Here is a 17944-nt window from a genome sequence, read left to right as displayed (position 1 = left end):
AAGAGCCTGCTCTACACTGCCCCAAATAGTTTCTAACTTTTTTGGGCAGTGTAGAGCAGGCTCTTTTAATAACTGGCCATACTTACTTAAAGCATTACAGTTTTTATTTAAACAATTGAGCTAAAGTCTGGTTTAATTCTTCTCCTCTCAAGTCTTTTCCTACAACATTACCATTGGGATCAATAAGAAAACTGGCTGGTACCGCATTAACGCCATATTCTTTGGCGGCGGAATTTTGCCATCCTTTTAATTCAGACACCTGTGTCCAGGTTAAACCATCAGTTTCAATGGCTTTCAGCCACGCATCTTTTTTTGAATCCAGAGAGATGCCCAGAATTTCAAAGCCTTTATCATGGTATTTTTTGTAAGCAGCAACCACGTTAGGATTCTCTTTTCTGCAAGGACCACACCAGCTTGCCCAGAAGTCAATCAGCACATACTTGCCTTTAAAATCAGACAAATGAACGATCTTACCATCCTTGTTAGTCATACTGATTGCCGGAGCAGCCTTACCTTTGGCCGTTTTTGCATCTGTTGTCAGTGCTTTGGTGATCAACTCACCGATAGCAGATTGCTGGGCTTCTTTCGTTAAACCTGCAAACAGTTCCCTGGCGACAGGAAAATTAGGGTAGCTGATAAAACGTTCGTAAATAATTGCTGCAGTTCCGGCAGAGGAAGCATGCTGATTGACATATGCCTTTACTGCCATTTGATTTTTTTTATCCAGGTCTGCAAATTCCTTGTCAAATCCGGCACGTGTTAAAGAATCTACTTTAGTTCCGGCAGCTTTGGCGGCTTTTTCCGCTTTATCGAGCCTGCTATAGATATCACCTGCTATTGCGGTAATTTCTTTCCATGGGCCTTTGTAAAAACTTTGGTATACCTCCTGAGCTGAAGATCCTTTGATTTCAGCGCTGGCAAGACTGTCTGCCGGTTTCGTTACAGTAATAGCCGAATTTTCCAGGATAAATTGAATAGGGTATTTCAGTCCTTTAGTATTTAAACTGTAAAAGCCCGGGGATTTTACCGACCCTTTGAATACGAATTCACCATTAACTACCTGAGCAGAATCGACCTTAACCAGGTTGCCATTCAGCTCATGCTCCAGGTAAATCTTACCAGATGCAACGGGAATATTTCCCTTCAAAAGGTATTTTCCATTTTGAGCAAAGCTTTGTGCGCCAGAGCAGATCATTACTGCTGCGAAGGGCAATATTGCGAATGCTTTTTTAAAATTTTTCATCTTTGTGTTGTTAAATGTTAGGGGTCTTTATAATTTCATTTTAGCGAGCATTTCTTCAAGGCTCAGATTTTCGGCAATAACTTATTTGTCTACATTTTGTTTAATGGTCCCGTTGCCCGGGTTTTTAAATGCGCCCTGAGGGAAAGGCATCGTCCACAAATGAGAAGATGGGGACAGGGAATAATTCTGTCCATTTTCCGTTTTTGTCAGGGTAGTCGCATAGTTCGGGTCTTTATTTAAACGGCGTGCATCAGCGAAAGTGGTAATGCTGTTGATCAGCTCATTGGCTTTGGTACGTTGGATCAGTTTCACTGCTGCTATCGTATTCGATGCCGTAAGCGGCACATAGTTTTGTGCAAAGATCCTTTTCACACGAACGGCATTCAATGTGGCCATCGCTCCTGGAATATCATTCAGACGTGCCTGACATTCAGCTTTAATCAGATAAACCTCAGTTGTGGTAAGGCCGCCATAATTATAAAAACCAGTGGTGATGCTGGTATAGTAAGTGTCAGCAGCGACAGTTCTTAACTTCCAGCGCGAAGCGAACCTGGCATCACCGGTTTCAAATTTGGGTGCGCGATCAGTTCTCAATGCAGCTTCACGTGCTGCGTTATAGTTCGTGCCATGTCGGAAATAATAGTTCTCTACAAAATCAAAACCCATTGGTGACTGGGCATTGGTATACACATCCGGTTGTTCGATCTGTGTTTTATAAGTCGTGTAAAACTGTGTCCAGTCATATAATTTATCGTTATACTTCAATGCCTCATTTGCTGCAGCCAATGCTTCTGCATACCGGCTCATGGTGAGCAATAAACGAGCTTTGAGCGCATAGGCTGCACCTAAATTTGGATGCAAAACTGTTGCACTGATGGCGTGAAGATTTGGAATTGCCTCCTCAATATCTTTCAGCATGAAGGTATACAATTCTTTAATGCTGACCTGCGTATGCGGCGCATTGATGTCGGCACTTAAGATCAGCGGCACTGATAATTTACTGGCAGCATTAGCTTCCTCGTAGGTATCAGCATAATAGTTGGCCAGTACATAATAATTGAGTGCTCTTAAAACTTTTGCCTGGGCAACCAGCTGTGCTTTATCGGCTTCTGAACTTTCTGTTGCAGCAGGAACATGCTCAATCAGGAGGTTACTTGTCGATATTGCAGTATAGGCATTATAATAGGTTGTCTCGTCACCGTTATTCAGTGCAATCCTGTCCGCATTCTCATTCCAGAAATAATTTGCTGAGTATAATGGATAATAGTTGAGGTTTGCTGTAGTTTCGAACTTATCATTCATTAAAAGTACCGCCTGTGTAATGGTTGTACGCTGGTTTCCATATTCATCACGAATCATTGCCTCATAGTCGGCCAGCGTAGTTGGAACTTTTACTCCTTTGGGAACAATATCCAGAAATTTCTTGCAACTGCTCAAACTAACTAATAGTATCAGTGCTGAGATTTTCAGTGTATTTGATAATATCTTTTTCATCTCTTCTTGCTTTAAAAATTAACATAAACACCCCATACATAATTTGCCGGGCGATATCCATTCAGTAAATATTTAGCGTCTTTGCTTTTCGCTATCGTGAATGCATTCTCTACATTAAACTGAAACCTTAAATTCTCCAGGTTTGCCTTTTTGATAAACGCTTTCGGTAAGTGGTAGGCAATGGAGACGTTTCTAAGGCGGATGTTTGACACATCAATCACATTGATATCTGATTTCTGATAGATATCAGCGCTTTGGCTGTTATAGGCCGGATCTTCTGCAAATACCAATCTGGGAATATCAGTTCTGTTCTCATCACCAGGAGTTTTCCATCTGTTGGTAATTTCTTTATTTACCGCAGTAATTTCAGTTACATACCCCCCCAGGGCGCTATTATAGGAACTTCCCAACACTGGTAAAAATGTATTTCTCATCTTATGTCCACCTTCAAATGTCAGCAAAAATGAAAAAGAGAAGTTTTTATATTCCAGCAGGTTATTCCATGAACCACTATAAACAGGAACTGTAGAGCCACTGTAAACAATAGATTCTAACGTGGTTGGTGAACTTAATACTTTTTCCCCTTTCTCATTGTAGACCTGTGGAAGGCCATCTGCACTTAATCCTGCCCAACGGTAACTATAAATAGCATTGTAAGGGTTCCCAATCTGTGGATATGCCTGTGGCTGATCCAGTTGCAAATAGTAAACTGGTGCTTCGATGTTAACATAAGTCACCTTATTTTTGTTATGCGCATATAAAATACTGGTATTCCATGTCAATTCTTTGCTCCGGATCACATCTGCAGAGATAGAAATCTCAATTCCTTTGTTTGTCATTTCTCCATTATTGATCGCATAAGTAGAATAGCCAAATCCTTCTGTTGGTACACCCATGGTGCTTGCCAGCAGATCTTTACCTTGTTTATGGTAGTAGTCAACAGATCCGCTGATGCGGTTTTTGAACAGGGCAAAATCAGTACCGATGTTGTTGGTCGTCGTTTTTTCCCATGACAATAAGGGATTTGGGCGGGAACCTACCACGCCAGACTGACCACCTACATTATTGTTGCTATTGTAATAAGCCGTCAGGTATGGTGCTGCATCTTTAGCGATATTTCCACCGATACCATGCGACATCCGTAGTTTCAGCAGATCTACCCATCCGGCATTGAAGAAAGATTCTTTATAAATATTCCATCCACCACCAACAGACCACAGGGGTTTATTCTGATATTTAGAATTAGTACCCCATAAGTTGGAACGGTCCCAGCGCAAACTACCCGTTACCAAGTATTTACTGTCATAGGCATAAGCTGCATTCGCATATACAGACACAAATCTGTTTACATTTTCACGCTGAGTAGCGATATCCCCATTCGAAAAATATTTTCCCCCCAGAATTGCGCCCTGTATCGCGGCCAATGCTTTGGCATTGATCAGATCGAACGTCAATACATTCGGGTCGTAGTTATACAGGGACTGATCTTTAAATTCCAGCTTTGTGTTTTTTATTTCAGTACCCACAATGGCAGTCAGGTTATGTTTATCTCCAAATGTTTTGTCGATATTGAGTTGCTGACGGAAATTAGAAGCGGAAGTAAAGTTATTCTGATCGTAATTGATGTTTCCATAAGGCATGTTAAAAGTTACCGGCCCCTGTCCAACCTTTCCAGCGTAGCCGTTGATCATGTCTCTCACGTAATAAGAGTTTTTTTCATACAGCCTGTTGAAGCGGTCTGAACCAAACTCATATTGAAAAGTAGACCGGTAAGACAACCATTTAGTGATATTTGCATTTAATTTAACGAACGACCTGTTGCTAAAACTTTTCAACCTGCCAAGGTTACGGCCCTGCTCATCCAATGGCGTAATGTCCATGTTGTAAAGGCCATTGGTACTGATCAGCGACATGGTATTTCCACTCAGACGGGAAGCAGCAGTAGAGGTAAAGTTAGTTCCATCGTCATTGGTCAGCCTGTCATAGGGCAGATAGGTATAACCCGGAGATGAAGTATTATAACTTTGCTGTGCCGCATTATTATAAGATAAGTAATTGCTGAGTTCCAGTATCAGCCATTTATTGATCTTTGTCGTATTGTTTATATTTAAGCCGAGGGTTTCGTCTTTTGTATATTTATTTTCAGACTTATTGTTGCGATAGGTGAGTGAAGAATAAAAAGAGTTGCTTTCAGAGGCCGTGCCGGCACTCACATTATATTGCTGATAAAATGGGTTACGCTTGCTGTATTTTTTGACATCGTCATAGTATTGATAGCCTGCTGATGCCAGTTGATTTAACTTCCCATCCAGCTGCGCCTGAGTTAATGTTCCTGCATATTTTGCCAGGATTGCTTTAATTCCCTGGCTCTGATAACCTGCATTGGTTAATACATTAGCTGCGTAAGCACCAGAGTTTGCAGCCTTTAATTTTGGATTTCTGATTTCCCATTCTTTTTCCATATCGATAATATCCGCCGAACTGGTCAGGTTACCGGTGTATATTGCATCTGAGGAAATTGTCAGTGTACTCGAGGCAGAGATTTGAACTTTACCTTTTTTAGGCTTTTTTGTGACAATAACAACGACTCCGTTTGCTGCTCTTGCCCCGTAGATAGAAGCCGCTGCTGCATCCTTTAATACAGTAATACTTTCAATATCTTCCAGATTTAATCCCGGCAGGTTCTCTGTAATTGTACCATTAGTATCGTATTTTGTGTTTTCTACCGGAAAGCCATCAATGACATATAAAGGATTAGTGACGCCTCTCATCGAGGTCGTTCCTCTGATCAGGCCGTTGTTATATCCTGCAACTCTGCCTTCCAATAATGAATTCAGACTGCTCAGGCGCTGCTGTTCGAGTTTTTTTACCGGGATGGTGGAGAATGCCCCTGTAACACGCTCTTTTGGGAGTGTCTGGTATCCGGTAGAGACAGTAACTTCTTCCAGCTGACCCGTTTGTTCGGTCAGCTTAATGATCCCCATATTTTCCTGAGCAGGAATTTCCTTACTTTGATAGCCCAGAAAAGATATGACCACAACAGCCTGATCATCAACATTACTTAGATTAAATTCACCATTTGAATTCGTAAGCGTATGTTTCTTTGTCCCTTTAACTTTTACTGTTGCTCCTGGAAGAGGAAGGTTATGCTCATCAAGAATTTTCCCTTTCACCTCAATCTCCTGATACCGGCTGATCAGTTTATCAACGAAACTAAGTTCCTTTTTTCTGATCAGTACTGTCTTGTTGCCGATGCTGAATTCAAGCGGCTGATTTTTGAAAATTTCATCCAGAACATCTTTCAGCTCAGCGTCCTTCACATTGATATTTACTTTGTGTGCATCTTTCAGCAGTGAATAGGTAACTATAAAATCATATCCGCTCTGGTCGCTGATACGATCAAAAATCCTGAACAGTTCTGCATTTTTTGCGGACAACGTGATCTTCTGTGCATAGGTTCCTGCACTGACTTGCATGATCAATGCAAATAAGAGAAAAGTGGTTAGCTTCATGATTCTCCATAGTTTATACTGCGTGCGCGGGAGGCACAGCAGATGGGTGCAATTTTTGTACATTTGTTTAGGTTGGTTCTGGCTTTTGGCTTTGTATTTTGAGATCGTGGCCTTAAGCGTTTAGTTGACAATTTTGTTAATAGCCAGCTTATTTTATATACCAGTTCGATTGGCGTCGGGCTGGTATTTTATTGGTTCTTCTGGCAGTTAAAAGTTCAGGTAGTTTTTATTGCATTACGGTCACCCTCCTTCCTTCCACTTTAAATCTGACTGCATTAGAATAGCTTAGCATATTTAACACCTCGCTGATATTTTTATACCGGGAGATTTTCCCGCTGAATTTTTCTTTGGATATAGTTCCCTGATAGGCAATGTCCATATCATACCATCGGCTGAGTTTCAGCATAACTTCATCAATCTGTTCTCCGTTAAACCGGAAGTACCCGTTTTTCCAGGCCATTGCAGACTTAAGATCAGCCGGGGAAATCAGGATCTCAGTACCGTTGTTTACGACCGAAGTTTCCCCTGGCCTGATCAGCTGTTCTTTTTTATGCTTATTGGTAATCCGCAGACTGCCTTCCAATAGGGTAGTGCTGGTCTGCTGTTTATCCTGATAACTGTTGATATTGAAATGCGTTCCCAGAACCTGTACTTCCTGCTGATCTGTTTTTACAATAAAAGGATGTTTCCGGTCTTTTGCAATTTCGAAATAAGCTTCTCCTTTCAGTTCTACCTTGCGGTCTTTCAGACCGGCAAAAGATGCCGGGAACCGGATCGAAGAAGCGGCATTCAGCCAGACTTCACTGTGATCGGGCAGTTGTAATCTGTAGCTCTCCCCATTTACGGTAGATAGCACCTGCATTTTACTTGCAGCATCAATATGCCGGCCATTTTCACTATAGATCAACTGGCCGTCTGCTGACTTGCTGATAACGACTCCTGCTTCAGCTGCAAATTGTCCACTGCCGGCTTCCGAAAGCAGGACTTTCTTACCGTTGTCGAGGGTTAGTGTTGCCGAGTTTTTACCCGCTGGAATGTCATTGCGGAAAATATTTACCGATTGCTGCTGACTACCTTTCTGAAACACCAGACCAATGGCAGTCATTACAAATATTGCTGCTGCAACTGCTGAAATCTTCAGCCATAAATTGATGGGCTGACGAGGGACTTCATGGACAGGATTTTTTAAAGGTGCTTCAGATTTTACCTGTTCCCTGAATTCAGCCCACTTGCTATTGGTATCGAATGCCTGGTATATTTTTAAAGCTTCAGCAGCATCCGCTCTGATCTCCTGAAGTTCTTTAAGCAATTTTTTTTCTTCAGCACTAAGCTCCAGACCGGCATCCTGATTTTTCTCCAGTTTTTCCAGAATTTTATCCCAATCAGGATTAAATGGGGTGAGTTTATTATCCATATCAATAAAGTGTCGTAAGAAAGTAGGAAATGGGTGACACTAAACTGAAAAAAGATGTCAATAATAAACAAGTGTATGACTATGAGTTGTTTAAATATTGAAAATCTAGAGTATTCCCATCAGCAGACCAAGAGTTTTGCTTCTTAGTGCGGTATAAGCTCTCTGCAATTGTGTTTTTACAGTGTTGATGGAAATGTTTTGTTTTTCAGCAATCTGCATATAGCTGAGTTTTTCCATCGCATGGAGTATAAAAATATTTCTGCGATCCTGTGGCAGTGACTGAATCATCTCCATGATTTTTATATAACGCTGGTGCTGAAGTTCCTGATCTTCCTGTTGGTGCAGCACTGCTTGTTCTTCGATTATCGTCAGCTTTATATTGAGCTTTTCAGTAATGGCAGTTTTTCGAAGATAGTCGATACTTTTATATTTTACTGCCCTGCGCGCATAGGCCTCAAAGCTGGTATTGAGTTGCACAATATCGCGTCTTTGCCAGTAGCTGATGAAAAAATCCTGCACTACATCTTCAGCAATATATGGATCATGAACGTAGTTCATAGCCACCATACACAAGAATTTATGATTCTTACGAAAGAGTCCTTCAAATTCAATGATGCTGAGTGCAGCGCTTTCTTCCCCCTCCATAAACCAAATATATAAATATACTTATAGAGAATTCAGCATGGAATTTATTCTTTCAAAAGATCCTGGCGCTAAATATTATTAAAACCAATCTATTTTAAAAAATCGTAAGTTAGGAATATAATAAAATAAGAATAAATGTTATTCTGCACATCAAATTGTTATTTTTTTTAATAACCAGTACTAATTAGGTGAAAAAATATTAACATTTTTCTTTATGATTAAACAGGTGATTCGTAATTATCGTGGGCTTTTAGCTACAGAACCTAAAATTTTAAATAAAGCAAGGATCAGGCTTTTAACTATATTACTGCTTACTTTTATCTTTCAGCGCTTATGTTTACTGCTTTTCCTTTTTCGTGAAGTTCCTGAGCAATTTGTCTTGCGTACCGTTCTATTTCTGGGAGTTTTAGTAGCAGGGTTTGCCTTCTTGTTTATTTTTGGATACTGGAAAGCGATTGCACATTCTTTTTATTAAGTATCAGCTTTTTAATATGGTCAACCATTATTTTTTTTGATCAGGGTTTGAATCTGGTTGTTGGCGCTGACAACAAGACAGCTGAAGGTCCTGTTTACAATTGAAGATACAGGTATAGGTATTTCTTCCATACAGCAAAAAGATATTTTTAATCCTTATCTGCAAAAGAACAGCTCAACAGACCGGCAGCATTACGGCACAGGTTTAGGATTGACGATAGCTAATAAATTGCTGCATCTTCATGATAGCAATTTAGAACTGCTCAGCACTGAAGGGAAAGGCACAACTTTGAGTTTTGAATTGAATTTTGAAGTACTGAATGATACAAGTTCAGTCTCTGATGATAGCCAGGGGAAATATCTTTCAGATTTGACTACGCTAAGAGTTTTGGTTGCTGAGGATAATGCTGTAAATATTATGGTGATCAATAAAATGTTGAATAAATGGAATATCTTCCCAAAAATTGTTGGGAATGGAAAGGAAGCTTTAGAAGCCGTTTTGCTAACAGATTATGATGTAATCTTAATGGATATAAATATGCCGGTTATGGATGGATTTGAGGCCGCAAGGAAAATCAGACAATTACAGGACGATAAAAAATCATTAGTTCATATCATAGCCGTAACAGCTTCTATAGGTGGGGCAATTGAAAGTCATCCTGGTTATAAGTATATTGATGATTGTGTACTTAAGCCATTTCCTCCGGATCTGCTAAAGGAGAAACTGGATAAATTAAATCTTTTAAAAATATTCCCCCATTTATAAAAACTATATTCAGGCATTGTATAATTTATACAATGCCTGAATATCAGATGAAACATTACCAGAATTTAACGTACAACGCAGCAATAAGCAGTAGGGTAACTACGATCAATGCCATGGTAGGAGGCTCAACTTTGAACATGGATTTGTCCAGTTCGAAAGCTTTGGGATTTATTTTAGGCCCGGTTAAGCTAATCAAAATCATAATGGCCATGGTAAAGAAAAAGGAAAGTCCCATACAGATATGGAAGGGGATCTCAAAATTGCCTTTGCCATTTGGATATGCCGTATAGAGCAATGTGTCATTGCCCAAAAGGTTTGGTGCCATTTCGTTGAAGAAAACAGATAAGAGAAATCCTGCCAGCACACCAACAATAGCTGCACTGCCGGTTGTTCTTTTCCAGAACATGCCCAGGATAAACATCGCAAACACACCCGGGCTGATAAAGCCTGTATATTTCTGGATAAATGTAAAACCACCTGCGCCCCCTATACCTAAAAGATCGTTCCAGGTAAAGAGTACAGCGAGAATCATTCCAACGAATACCGTTGCTCTGCCCACAAAAACCAAATTCTTCTCTTCTGTACCTTTCTTAAAATACTTTGCATAGATATCCAGCGTGAATATCGTAGAGATACTATTTACTTTCCCGGCAAGAGAAGCAACAATAGCTGCGGTAAGTGCAGCAACAGATAGCCCTTTAAGACCGGTAGGTAAAAAAGTAAGTATTGCTGAATAAGCCCCGTCTTTACCGCCTATTAATTGAGGCAAATGTCCGCTTTTATACAAAACATAGGCTGCGATACCTGGCAACATCACGATTAGCGGCATCATCAGCTTCAAAATACCGGCAAAAAGAATACCCGTTCTTGCCGTTTTAATATCTGCGCCCAATGCACGCTGGGTAATATACTGGTTACATCCCCAGTAGTTCAGGTTAATGATCCAGATACCCGCAACATAAGAAGCTAACCCGGGGAAAGTTAAGTACTTACTAATCTCATTTTGTGTCGATGCAGCAGTAGGTTTCGGGATAATCATTTTGAAATGCTCAGGAGCCTGATCCATCAAAACATTAAAACCAGCAATCGCATTAGGGCCAACACCGAATTTCTCACCAACAACAGTTAAGGCAATGTAAGTTGTCACCAATCCTCCAAAAATCAATACAGCCACCTGGATAACATCAGTATAGGCAACTACTTTCATACCCCCCAAAGAAATGATTAGTGCAAATACGGCAAGCCCAATCATAATCACATGCAGATAATCTCCACCTGTGAGTCCGTTGATGGCTACTGCGCCCAGGTAAAGTATAGAAGTCAGATTTACGAATACGTATAAGAATAACCAGAAGACCGCCATGATCAGGGCAACAGACTCATTATACCTGGTCTTCAGAAACTGGGGCATGGTATAGATCTTGTTCTTCAGGTAGACTGGAATGAACCAGACGGCAACTATAATCAGTGCGATGGCTGCAATCCATTCGTAAGCCGCAACAGCTATTCCGAGGAAGAAACCTTCGCCACTCATGCCAATAAATTGTTCGGCAGAAATGTTCGAGGCAATCAGAGAAGCACCGATCGCCCACCAGGTCAGTGTTCCTTCAGCCAGAAAAAATGCTTTGGCGTCATGCTCATTTTTTTCGCGCTTCCGGTAAATGTAATACCCATAGCCAGAAACGACTAAAAAGTAGATGATGAAAACTACATAATCTGTAGTTACTAAGTTATTGTTCATAGCAGGCTATTTGGTTAGTTTGAACAGGTTGCTGGTTTATTTATAAAAGATTTCATTCCATTGAAGCTCATTTCTGAACTGGTTAATTTTCGTATCAGCCCCAATGTTTATATATTCTATGCCCGCAATGTTGGCAAAGTCCAGTAAGTGCGCAGTAGTCAGATTCTGGCTGTAAGCAGTATGGTGTGCACCTCCTGCATAGATCCAGGATGCACAAGCTGTTTTCATATCAGGAAGAGGTTTCCACAAAACTTTTGCTACAGGTAACTTTGGCAATTCGTGCTTTGGTTCCACGGCCTCCACTTCATTTACAAGTAAGCGGAAGCGATTGCCCATATCTATAATAGAAGCGTTGAGTGCGTTTCCGCCTGCTACGCTAAAGATCAGCCGGGCAGGATCAGCTTTACCGCCAATACCAAGTGGATGGACTTCCAGTCTTGGTTTTTCATTGGCCAGAGATGCATCGACTTCCAGCATGTGTGAGCCCAGTACCATAGCGTTTGCAGGATCGAAGTGGTAGGTATAATCCTCCATAAAGGCATTGGCTCCAGGTAATCCTGCTCCCATTACTTTGCAGGCGCGTACCAAAGCTGCTGTTTTCCAGTCACCTTCTCCGGCAAATCCGTATCCTGCCGCCATTAATCGCTGTGCAGCAATGCCTGGCAGTTGAATCATGCCATGTAAATCTTCGAAGGTATCACTGAAGCCTTTAAAATTACCATCTTCAAGGAACTTTTTAAGACCAAGCTCTATTTTTGCGGCTTCATAAACAGAAGTATGCCTGTCTCCGCCACGGAGCAGGTCAGTGGTCATCTGGTAAGTTGCTTCATAAAGCGTCAGCAGTTCCTGAATGGATTCCTCAGGAATATTGTTAATCACTGCGACCAGGTCGCCTATACCATAAGTATTGACTTGAAAACCAAATTTAAGTTCTGCTTCTACTTTATCGCCATCGGTAACCGCTACATAACGCATATTATCGCCAAAGCGCGCAAATTTAGCACCTTGCCAATCATGCCAGCCAGCCGCAGCGCGTGTCCAGGTATCGATTTCTTTCAATACTTCCAGGTCCTGCCAGTGCCCTACTACTACTTTTCTGTCTTTACGCATTCGTGTGACCATAAACCCAAACTCACGATCGCCATGTGCACTCTGGTTAAGGTTCATGAAATCCATATCAATAGTGCTCCATGGAATATCACGGTTAAATTGGGTGTGCAGATGTAGTAATGGTTTTTGAAGGATATTCAATCCTCTTATCCACATTTTGGCGGGAGAAAAAGTATGCATCCAGGTAATCACGCCGATACAATTTGCTGTGATGTTAGCCTGTTGCAGGGTTTCAAATATTTCGTCAGGTGTTTTTACTATAGGTTTGTAAACTACGCTAACGGGAATCTGCGGATCTGAATTCAGTGATGCGGCTACTTGCTGTGCATGATCAGCCACTTGCTTCAATGTTTCTTCTCCATACAAATGCTGGCTGCCTGTGATGAACCAGACTTCTAATTCTTTTAAGTTTATCATATTTTTTATGTGGTCTTTATTATTTACTGTCCGTAATAGCTGTCCGGACCATGTTTGCGTTCAAAATGCTTTTTTATTAATGCGGCTTTTAATTTTGGGGACTGCCTGTTAATTTGTTGCGTTAGCAGGGCCATATGGGCCACTGTTTCCAGTACAGCACTGTTAAAAACTGCTTTTTCAGCTGTCTTAGCCCAGGTAAACGGTGCATGATTTCCAACCAGGATCATTTCAACTTCATGATGATCATAACCGAGTTTATTAAAATGATTGATGATCTGAAAGCCAGTTTCGTACTCGTAATCTCCATTGATCATCTCGTCACTCATTGCAGGAGCACAGGGTATATCTACCGTAAGGTGGTCGGCATGCGTAGTACCAAAAATCGGAATATCTGCTTGTGCCTGTGCCCAGGAAGTAGCATAGGTAGAATGGGTATGTACTATACCATTGATTCCGTCCCAATGTTTGTAAAGTACAGCATGGGTTTTAGTATCAGAAGATGGCCTGAGTGTTCCTTCTACAACATTGCCGTCAAAATCAACAATGACCATTTTTTCTGGTGTCAGGTCTTTGTATGGCACTCCGCTTGGTTTGATAGCAAATACACCTTTATCCCTGTCTGCTGCGCTTACGTTTCCAAAAGTAAAGAGCACAAGGCCTAATCTTGGCAGTTCCATATTAGCCTCATAGGCTGTTTCGCGTATTATTTTATAGTCGGTCATGATACATAAGGTTTGATTTCCTTTTTGCTGTATTTCTCTACATATCTGCCTAATGCCAGATATTCCTGATAATGCTGGTTATACAGCTTTTTCTTTTTCTGATCTGGCTGATATTCTGCTTCGAAACCTGTCCCCATAGTTTCCATTGCAGTTTCAATATCTGGATGTATTCCAGCAGCTACAGCAGCAAACATGGCCGCTCCAAGTGCACAGGTATGCTCAAAACGATGAATTTTGATTGGCATTTCTAATACGTCAGCCATCATCTGCATGACATAAGGTGATTTTTTTGCCACTCCTCCAATGCCGATTATTCCTTTTACCGGAACCCCTTGTTCTTTGAACCTGTCAACAATACTTTTTGCGCCAAAACAGGTTGCAGCAGCTAAAGCACGGAAAAACCTTGGTGCATCAGTACCCAGGCTTAAACCGGAGATCGCACCTTTTAATTCCTGGTTTGCGTCAGGAGTCCGCCTTCCATTTAACCAGTCAATGGCCAGCTCAGCATAATCGTTATCACCTAATAGTTCGGCCTGTTCACTTAGACTGGAAATAATCTTAGCTTCCAGTTCATCTTTTAAGGCAGACGCAGTTGCCTGATCAATTAAAGCTGATTGAGTGAGGAGATGATCTAATGGCCAGCTAATTAGATTTTTAAACCAGGCATAAACATCACCAAAGGCAGACTGGCCGGCTTCCAGACCCATTGTTCCAGGAATAACAGAGCCATTGACCTGTCCGCAAATGCCTTTGACCAGTTTCCCATCCAGTTCAGCTAGTGGTGCTACAAGGATGTCGCAGGTACTGGTGCCCATGATTTTACAAAGGTAGTAAGGAGATATCTGCCCGCCAACAGCCCCCATATGTGCATCAAATGCGCCTACGCCAACTACCACAGCTGCTGATAGTCCAAGCCGGCTTGCCCATTCTTCACTTAACCTGCCGGCAGGCTCATCCGAAGTATAAGTATCCTGAAAGAGTTTTTCTCTGAACCCTGACAATAGCGGGTCTAATTTGCTGAAAAATTCCTCTGGAGGAAGCCCGTCAAACTCTTCTGCCCAAAGCGCTTTATGTCCTGCTGCACAGCGGCTTCTTTTCATTTTTCTAACATCATTTCCTCCCGTTAACAGAAAAGGAATCCAATCGCAATGCTCTACCCATGAAAAAATGGCATTACGAATTGCGGGATCTTGCTTCAGTACATGAAGAAGTTTGGCCCAGAACCACTCCGAAGAGTAAATTCCACCTACATATTTAAGATAGTTTGTGTTGAATTTAGTGGCGTGATCGTTGATTTGTGCTGCCTCTTTGATTCCTGTATGATCTTTCCATAATACAAACATGGCATTTGGATTTTCTTCGAAACCAGGGGTGAGGGCAAGTGGGGTTCCGGTGATGTCAACTGCCACAGGAGTAGAACCAGTGGTATCTACAGCTATCCCCTTGATCGCAGCAGCTACTGCCGCACCGCCGGCTTTTGCGATACAATCTTTAATGGTATACTCTAGCCCCTCAATGTAGTCAAGAGGATGCTGTCTGAACTGATTTAATGCAGGATCACAGTAAAGTTTTTTTTGCCACCTTTTATAATAATAAACTGAGGAAGAGAGCTCTGCTCCATTTTCGGTATTTACAATTACAGAGCGAACAGAATCCGATCCGTAATCTATACCGATGACATATTTGGTTAGATTCATGGTAATTATAATAAACGTCTAATTAACGTTTATTTTTTTGAGAAATGAAAATTAATATGAAATTTCTTTCATATTTCATTCTTTACAGGCTTATCAGATGCTTTTGGATTGATTATGAGATTTCAAAATAAATAATAATCGTTCATTTGACGTTTAATTTGGGGTTTAAACATGAGCATGGGCTGAGTTGAAAGCCTCGCTGCTTTCTTACCAAACCTAACCAAGAACAAGCACGAGGCAAGAAGCGAAAAGTATCGATAAAAAAATGGGGTGTCAGGTAACCTGAGGTAATTGCAGTACAAGGGGAGGATGCCAATCTGGAAGGCACCCCTTAGTTTTTTGCCTGGAGGCTTTCTGTAAATGAATATTAAATTCTTCTTTTGTTAAAATGCTGAGCACTTTATCCGGAGATTAATTTATCCGGATTAGGGATGAAGTTTAAAAATGCCTGGAAGTTTGCGACGTATTTTTTCTTGTCAAGTTTAAAATAAAAGGCACCTTTTTTTGACGCTGATTTATCTTTTTCAGGAAGTTTAATCAGTAAACCTGTAGAGGTTAATTTTCTAATGAAATTTCTATTATCAATACTGGTATTGTATACATCCTCATATAAATTCTGCAATTGGGGTATGGTGAATTTTTTTGGCAGGAGTTCAAAAAGTATAGGATGAAGCGCTGCTTTGTACCTGATCTTTTTCTTCGCATTTTCTACCATTGCGCCATGGTCAAAGATTAGTTTTGGTGCATCCTTTAACAAAAACCATTCGGCATGATATTGATCCGTAATCTGCATTTTATACTTATTGATATCTATTAGTGCAAAGTAGGTAACAGAAAATGTACGTTCAATAGGGTCCCTCAAAGGATCGCCATAAGCTTGAATCTGTTCCAAATAAACCCCTTCCAAACCAGTTAACTGGGTAAGTACTCTATTGGCGGCGTTATCCAGACTTTCCTGCGGACCGACAAAACCACCCATTAAACTCCATTTATCTTTTTCAGGTTCAAAACCTCTTTTAATCAGGAGTAATTTTAGGTGTTCTCCATCAAATCCAAATATAATGCAATCAACAGCTATTAAGAACCGGTCCTGGTTTGTATACTTTGTCATTGTGTTAAATTAATAAAAAAAATGATGTCTTGATTTGAATGCAAAGTTATTATAATACTGATATTAATCGTTAGTTTGACGTTTAATATTCTTTTTATACATTAGTATTCCTGAATCTTAAAAATTTAATATGAACAAGAACTGTAATTTAATTTATCTGAGCATTATTTTATTACTCATCCTAACCAGTTGTGAAAACAATTCCAGCCCAAACTCCAAATCTGTAAATACAGACTCGGCTTCCAGCTCAAACTATACAATTCCAGCGGCAGGTGGTTTCGAAGGAAATATAGCTGGCAAAGCTATCACATTGTATACGCTGAAGAATAAGAACGGAGCAGAAGCAGCAATCACAAATTATGGTGGCCGGCTGGTTTCATTAGTGGTCCCGGACAGAAATCAGAAATTGACTGATGTGATATTAGGCTATGATAGTTTGAAATCCTACCAGAAAAAAGGAGAACCTTATTTTGGTGCAATCATTGGCAGATACGGTAACCGTATTGCAAAAGGTAAATTTATTCTTGACGGAAAATCTTATCAATTACAATTAAATGATGGAGTTAATACATTGCACGGTGGCGCTGACGGATTTTATTCAAAGGTTTGGACGGCTAAAAAATCAGATGGACAAACTTTAGAGCTTAGTTATTTTTCTAAAGATAACGAGGGCGGGTATCCAGGCAATTTAAAGGTGAAAGTGAGTTATAAGTTAACCGATGACAATGCGCTTATGATCAGCTATAGCGCAGTAACAGATAAGTCGACTATAGTTAATCTAACCAATCATGCTTATTTTAATTTGAATGGAGCTGGAAATAAGACGATCACTGACCATTTATTAACGATTGAAGCCGATGCCTATACCCCGGTTGACAAAACTTTAATTCCAACCGGCAAAATTGAGAAAGTAAGCGGTACACCATTTGATTTTACAAAACCTACCCTTATTGGCGAACGAATTAATGATAAAAATGAACAGCTGGAATACGGAAAAGGATATGATCATAATTTTGTATTAAGACCAGGAGCTGGTTTACGTAAAGTTGCAACAGTGATGAGTCCGAAAACTGGCATTGAAATGGAAGTTCTTACAACGGAACCAGGGATTCAGTTTTATAGTGGTAATTTTCTGACAGGTAAAGATCAGGATGGTAAAGGTAAAGTGAGCTATGGTCACCGTTCTGCTTTTTGTCTGGAGACGCAGCATTATCCTGACGCACCCAACCAGCCTTCCTTTCCTGCTACCGTATTGAGACCTGGAAAAGTATATCAAACCATTACAGTATATAAATTTTTGGCACTGAAATAACCTCTCTCCCAAGTATTTTAATATGGGAAAATGAGCACCTGCTCCTGATTTTTCAGGCTATAATTGATTTTAATTTTAGTCTTTACAAATCTTATTTAATTTATACTGCTAATTTTTATTTTTTTTTCATAACCACAAAAAAGGTATTTACATATCTTTTTTGTGGGTTTATATGCCTTTTTAAATAATTATAAACGTAGTATTAACATTTATTTTATAAACGTCTATTTGACGATTAATAATTATTTTATACATTCGATTATTAATCAATCAAATTGATTAGGCC

At 40.4% G+C, this 17944-nt stretch carries 13 protein-coding genes; 3 read left to right on the top strand and 10 right to left on the bottom strand.

Annotated features, from left to right (window positions below):
- Nucleotides 1-103 precede the first annotated feature (103 nt).
- The 5 genes from LY11_RS04780 to LY11_RS04760 all read right to left on the bottom strand — a co-directional run bounded on the left by LY11_RS04780 (nt 104) and on the right by LY11_RS04760 (nt 8308).
- A complete protein-coding gene (locus tag LY11_RS04780; RefSeq protein WP_111632571.1) occupies nt 104-1243 on the bottom strand; it encodes a TlpA disulfide reductase family protein in 1140 nt (379 codons plus the stop codon).
- An 81-nt stretch (nt 1244-1324) separates the two neighbouring features.
- Complete coding sequence (locus LY11_RS04775) at nt 1325-2737, bottom strand: RagB/SusD family nutrient uptake outer membrane protein (RefSeq protein WP_111632570.1); 1413 nt, start codon at nt 2735-2737, stop codon at nt 1325-1327.
- Between the two features lie 11 nt (nt 2738-2748).
- Nucleotides 2749-6249, bottom strand: a complete 3501-nt coding sequence (locus LY11_RS04770) for a SusC/RagA family TonB-linked outer membrane protein (RefSeq protein WP_111632569.1) — start codon at nt 6247-6249, stop codon at nt 2749-2751.
- A 226-nt stretch (nt 6250-6475) separates the two neighbouring features.
- On the bottom strand, nt 6476-7663 hold the full coding sequence (locus tag LY11_RS04765; protein WP_111632568.1) for a FecR family protein: 1188 nt from the start codon (nt 7661-7663) through the stop codon (nt 6476-6478).
- 105 nt (nt 7664-7768) lie between these two features.
- Entirely contained in the window at nt 7769-8308 is a 540-nt protein-coding gene (locus LY11_RS04760) for an RNA polymerase sigma-70 factor (protein WP_111632567.1), read from the bottom strand.
- Between the two features lie 214 nt (nt 8309-8522).
- On the opposite strand from LY11_RS04760, the gene LY11_RS04755 reads away from it, so the two are divergent.
- Nucleotides 8523-8783, top strand: coding sequence for a hypothetical protein (locus tag LY11_RS04755; RefSeq protein WP_111632566.1), 261 nt, complete (start codon nt 8523-8525; stop codon nt 8781-8783).
- A gap of 60 nt (nt 8784-8843) precedes the next feature.
- Nucleotides 8844-9548 carry a response regulator gene (locus LY11_RS04750; protein WP_146610798.1) on the top strand — a complete coding sequence of 235 codons (705 nt, stop codon included), beginning with the start codon at nt 8844-8846 and terminating at the stop codon, nt 9546-9548.
- Between the two features lie 55 nt (nt 9549-9603).
- On the opposite strand, the gene LY11_RS04745 is transcribed toward LY11_RS04750, so the two are convergent.
- The 5 genes from LY11_RS04745 to LY11_RS04725 all read right to left on the bottom strand — a co-directional run bounded on the left by LY11_RS04745 (nt 9604) and on the right by LY11_RS04725 (nt 16346).
- Complete coding sequence (locus tag LY11_RS04745; protein ID WP_111632564.1) at nt 9604-11289, bottom strand: sodium/sugar symporter; 1686 nt, start codon at nt 11287-11289, stop codon at nt 9604-9606.
- Nucleotides 11290-11325: 36 nt separating this feature from the next.
- Nucleotides 11326-12816: an L-arabinose isomerase gene (gene araA / locus LY11_RS04740; protein WP_111632563.1), complete on the bottom strand. Its 1491-nt coding sequence runs from the start codon at nt 12814-12816 to the stop codon at nt 11326-11328.
- 23 nt (nt 12817-12839) lie between these two features.
- The gene (locus LY11_RS04735; RefSeq protein WP_111632562.1) at nt 12840-13538 is read right to left on the bottom strand and encodes an L-ribulose-5-phosphate 4-epimerase; all 699 of its coding nucleotides are present in this window, start codon (nt 13536-13538) and stop codon (nt 12840-12842) included.
- Nucleotides 13535-15235 (bottom strand): ribulokinase, encoded by a 1701-nt coding sequence (locus LY11_RS04730; RefSeq protein WP_111632561.1) that lies wholly within the window; start codon nt 15233-15235, stop codon nt 13535-13537. Before LY11_RS04730 ends, LY11_RS04735 begins: the two co-directional genes overlap by 4 nt.
- Nucleotides 15236-15635: 400 nt before the next feature.
- A complete protein-coding gene (locus LY11_RS04725; RefSeq protein WP_111632560.1) occupies nt 15636-16346 on the bottom strand; it encodes an NUDIX hydrolase in 711 nt (236 codons plus the stop codon).
- Between the two features lie 130 nt (nt 16347-16476).
- On the opposite strand from LY11_RS04725, the gene LY11_RS04720 reads away from it, so the two are divergent.
- The gene (locus LY11_RS04720; RefSeq protein ID WP_111632559.1) at nt 16477-17658 is read left to right on the top strand and encodes an aldose epimerase family protein; all 1182 of its coding nucleotides are present in this window, start codon (nt 16477-16479) and stop codon (nt 17656-17658) included.
- Nucleotides 17659-17944: the final 286 nt, after the last annotated feature.

Origin of the sequence: Pedobacter cryoconitis (assembly GCF_003259615.1) — a bacterium.
In the GTDB taxonomy this organism is placed as follows: Bacteria; Bacteroidota; Bacteroidia; order Sphingobacteriales; family Sphingobacteriaceae; genus Pedobacter; species Pedobacter cryoconitis.
This window is presented reverse-complemented; position numbering and strand designations above follow the sequence as displayed.

What these genes read in the sequence shown, in the direction of transcription:
- LY11_RS04780 (WP_111632571.1), bottom strand. Translation starts at nt 1,243, where the DNA reads ATGAAAAATTTTAAAAAAGCATTCGCAATATTGCCCTTCGCAGCAGTA.
- LY11_RS04775 (WP_111632570.1), bottom strand. Translation starts at nt 2,737, where the DNA reads ATGAAAAAGATATTATCAAATACACTGAAAATCTCAGCACTGATACTA.
- LY11_RS04770 (WP_111632569.1), bottom strand. Translation starts at nt 6,249, where the DNA reads ATGAAGCTAACCACTTTTCTCTTATTTGCATTGATCATGCAAGTCAGT.
- LY11_RS04765 (WP_111632568.1), bottom strand. Translation starts at nt 7,663, where the DNA reads ATGGATAATAAACTCACCCCATTTAATCCTGATTGGGATAAAATTCTG.
- LY11_RS04760 (WP_111632567.1), bottom strand. Translation starts at nt 8,308, where the DNA reads ATGGAGGGGGAAGAAAGCGCTGCACTCAGCATCATTGAATTTGAAGGA.
- LY11_RS04755 (WP_111632566.1), top strand. Translation starts at nt 8,523, where the DNA reads ATGATTAAACAGGTGATTCGTAATTATCGTGGGCTTTTAGCTACAGAA.
- LY11_RS04745 (WP_111632564.1), bottom strand. Translation starts at nt 11,289, where the DNA reads ATGAACAATAACTTAGTAACTACAGATTATGTAGTTTTCATCATCTAC.
- araA (WP_111632563.1), bottom strand. Translation starts at nt 12,816, where the DNA reads ATGATAAACTTAAAAGAATTAGAAGTCTGGTTCATCACAGGCAGCCAG.
- LY11_RS04735 (WP_111632562.1), bottom strand. Translation starts at nt 13,538, where the DNA reads ATGACCGACTATAAAATAATACGCGAAACAGCCTATGAGGCTAATATG.
- LY11_RS04730 (WP_111632561.1), bottom strand. Translation starts at nt 15,235, where the DNA reads ATGAATCTAACCAAATATGTCATCGGTATAGATTACGGATCGGATTCT.
- LY11_RS04725 (WP_111632560.1), bottom strand. Translation starts at nt 16,346, where the DNA reads ATGACAAAGTATACAAACCAGGACCGGTTCTTAATAGCTGTTGATTGC.
- LY11_RS04720 (WP_111632559.1), top strand. Translation starts at nt 16,477, where the DNA reads ATGAACAAGAACTGTAATTTAATTTATCTGAGCATTATTTTATTACTC.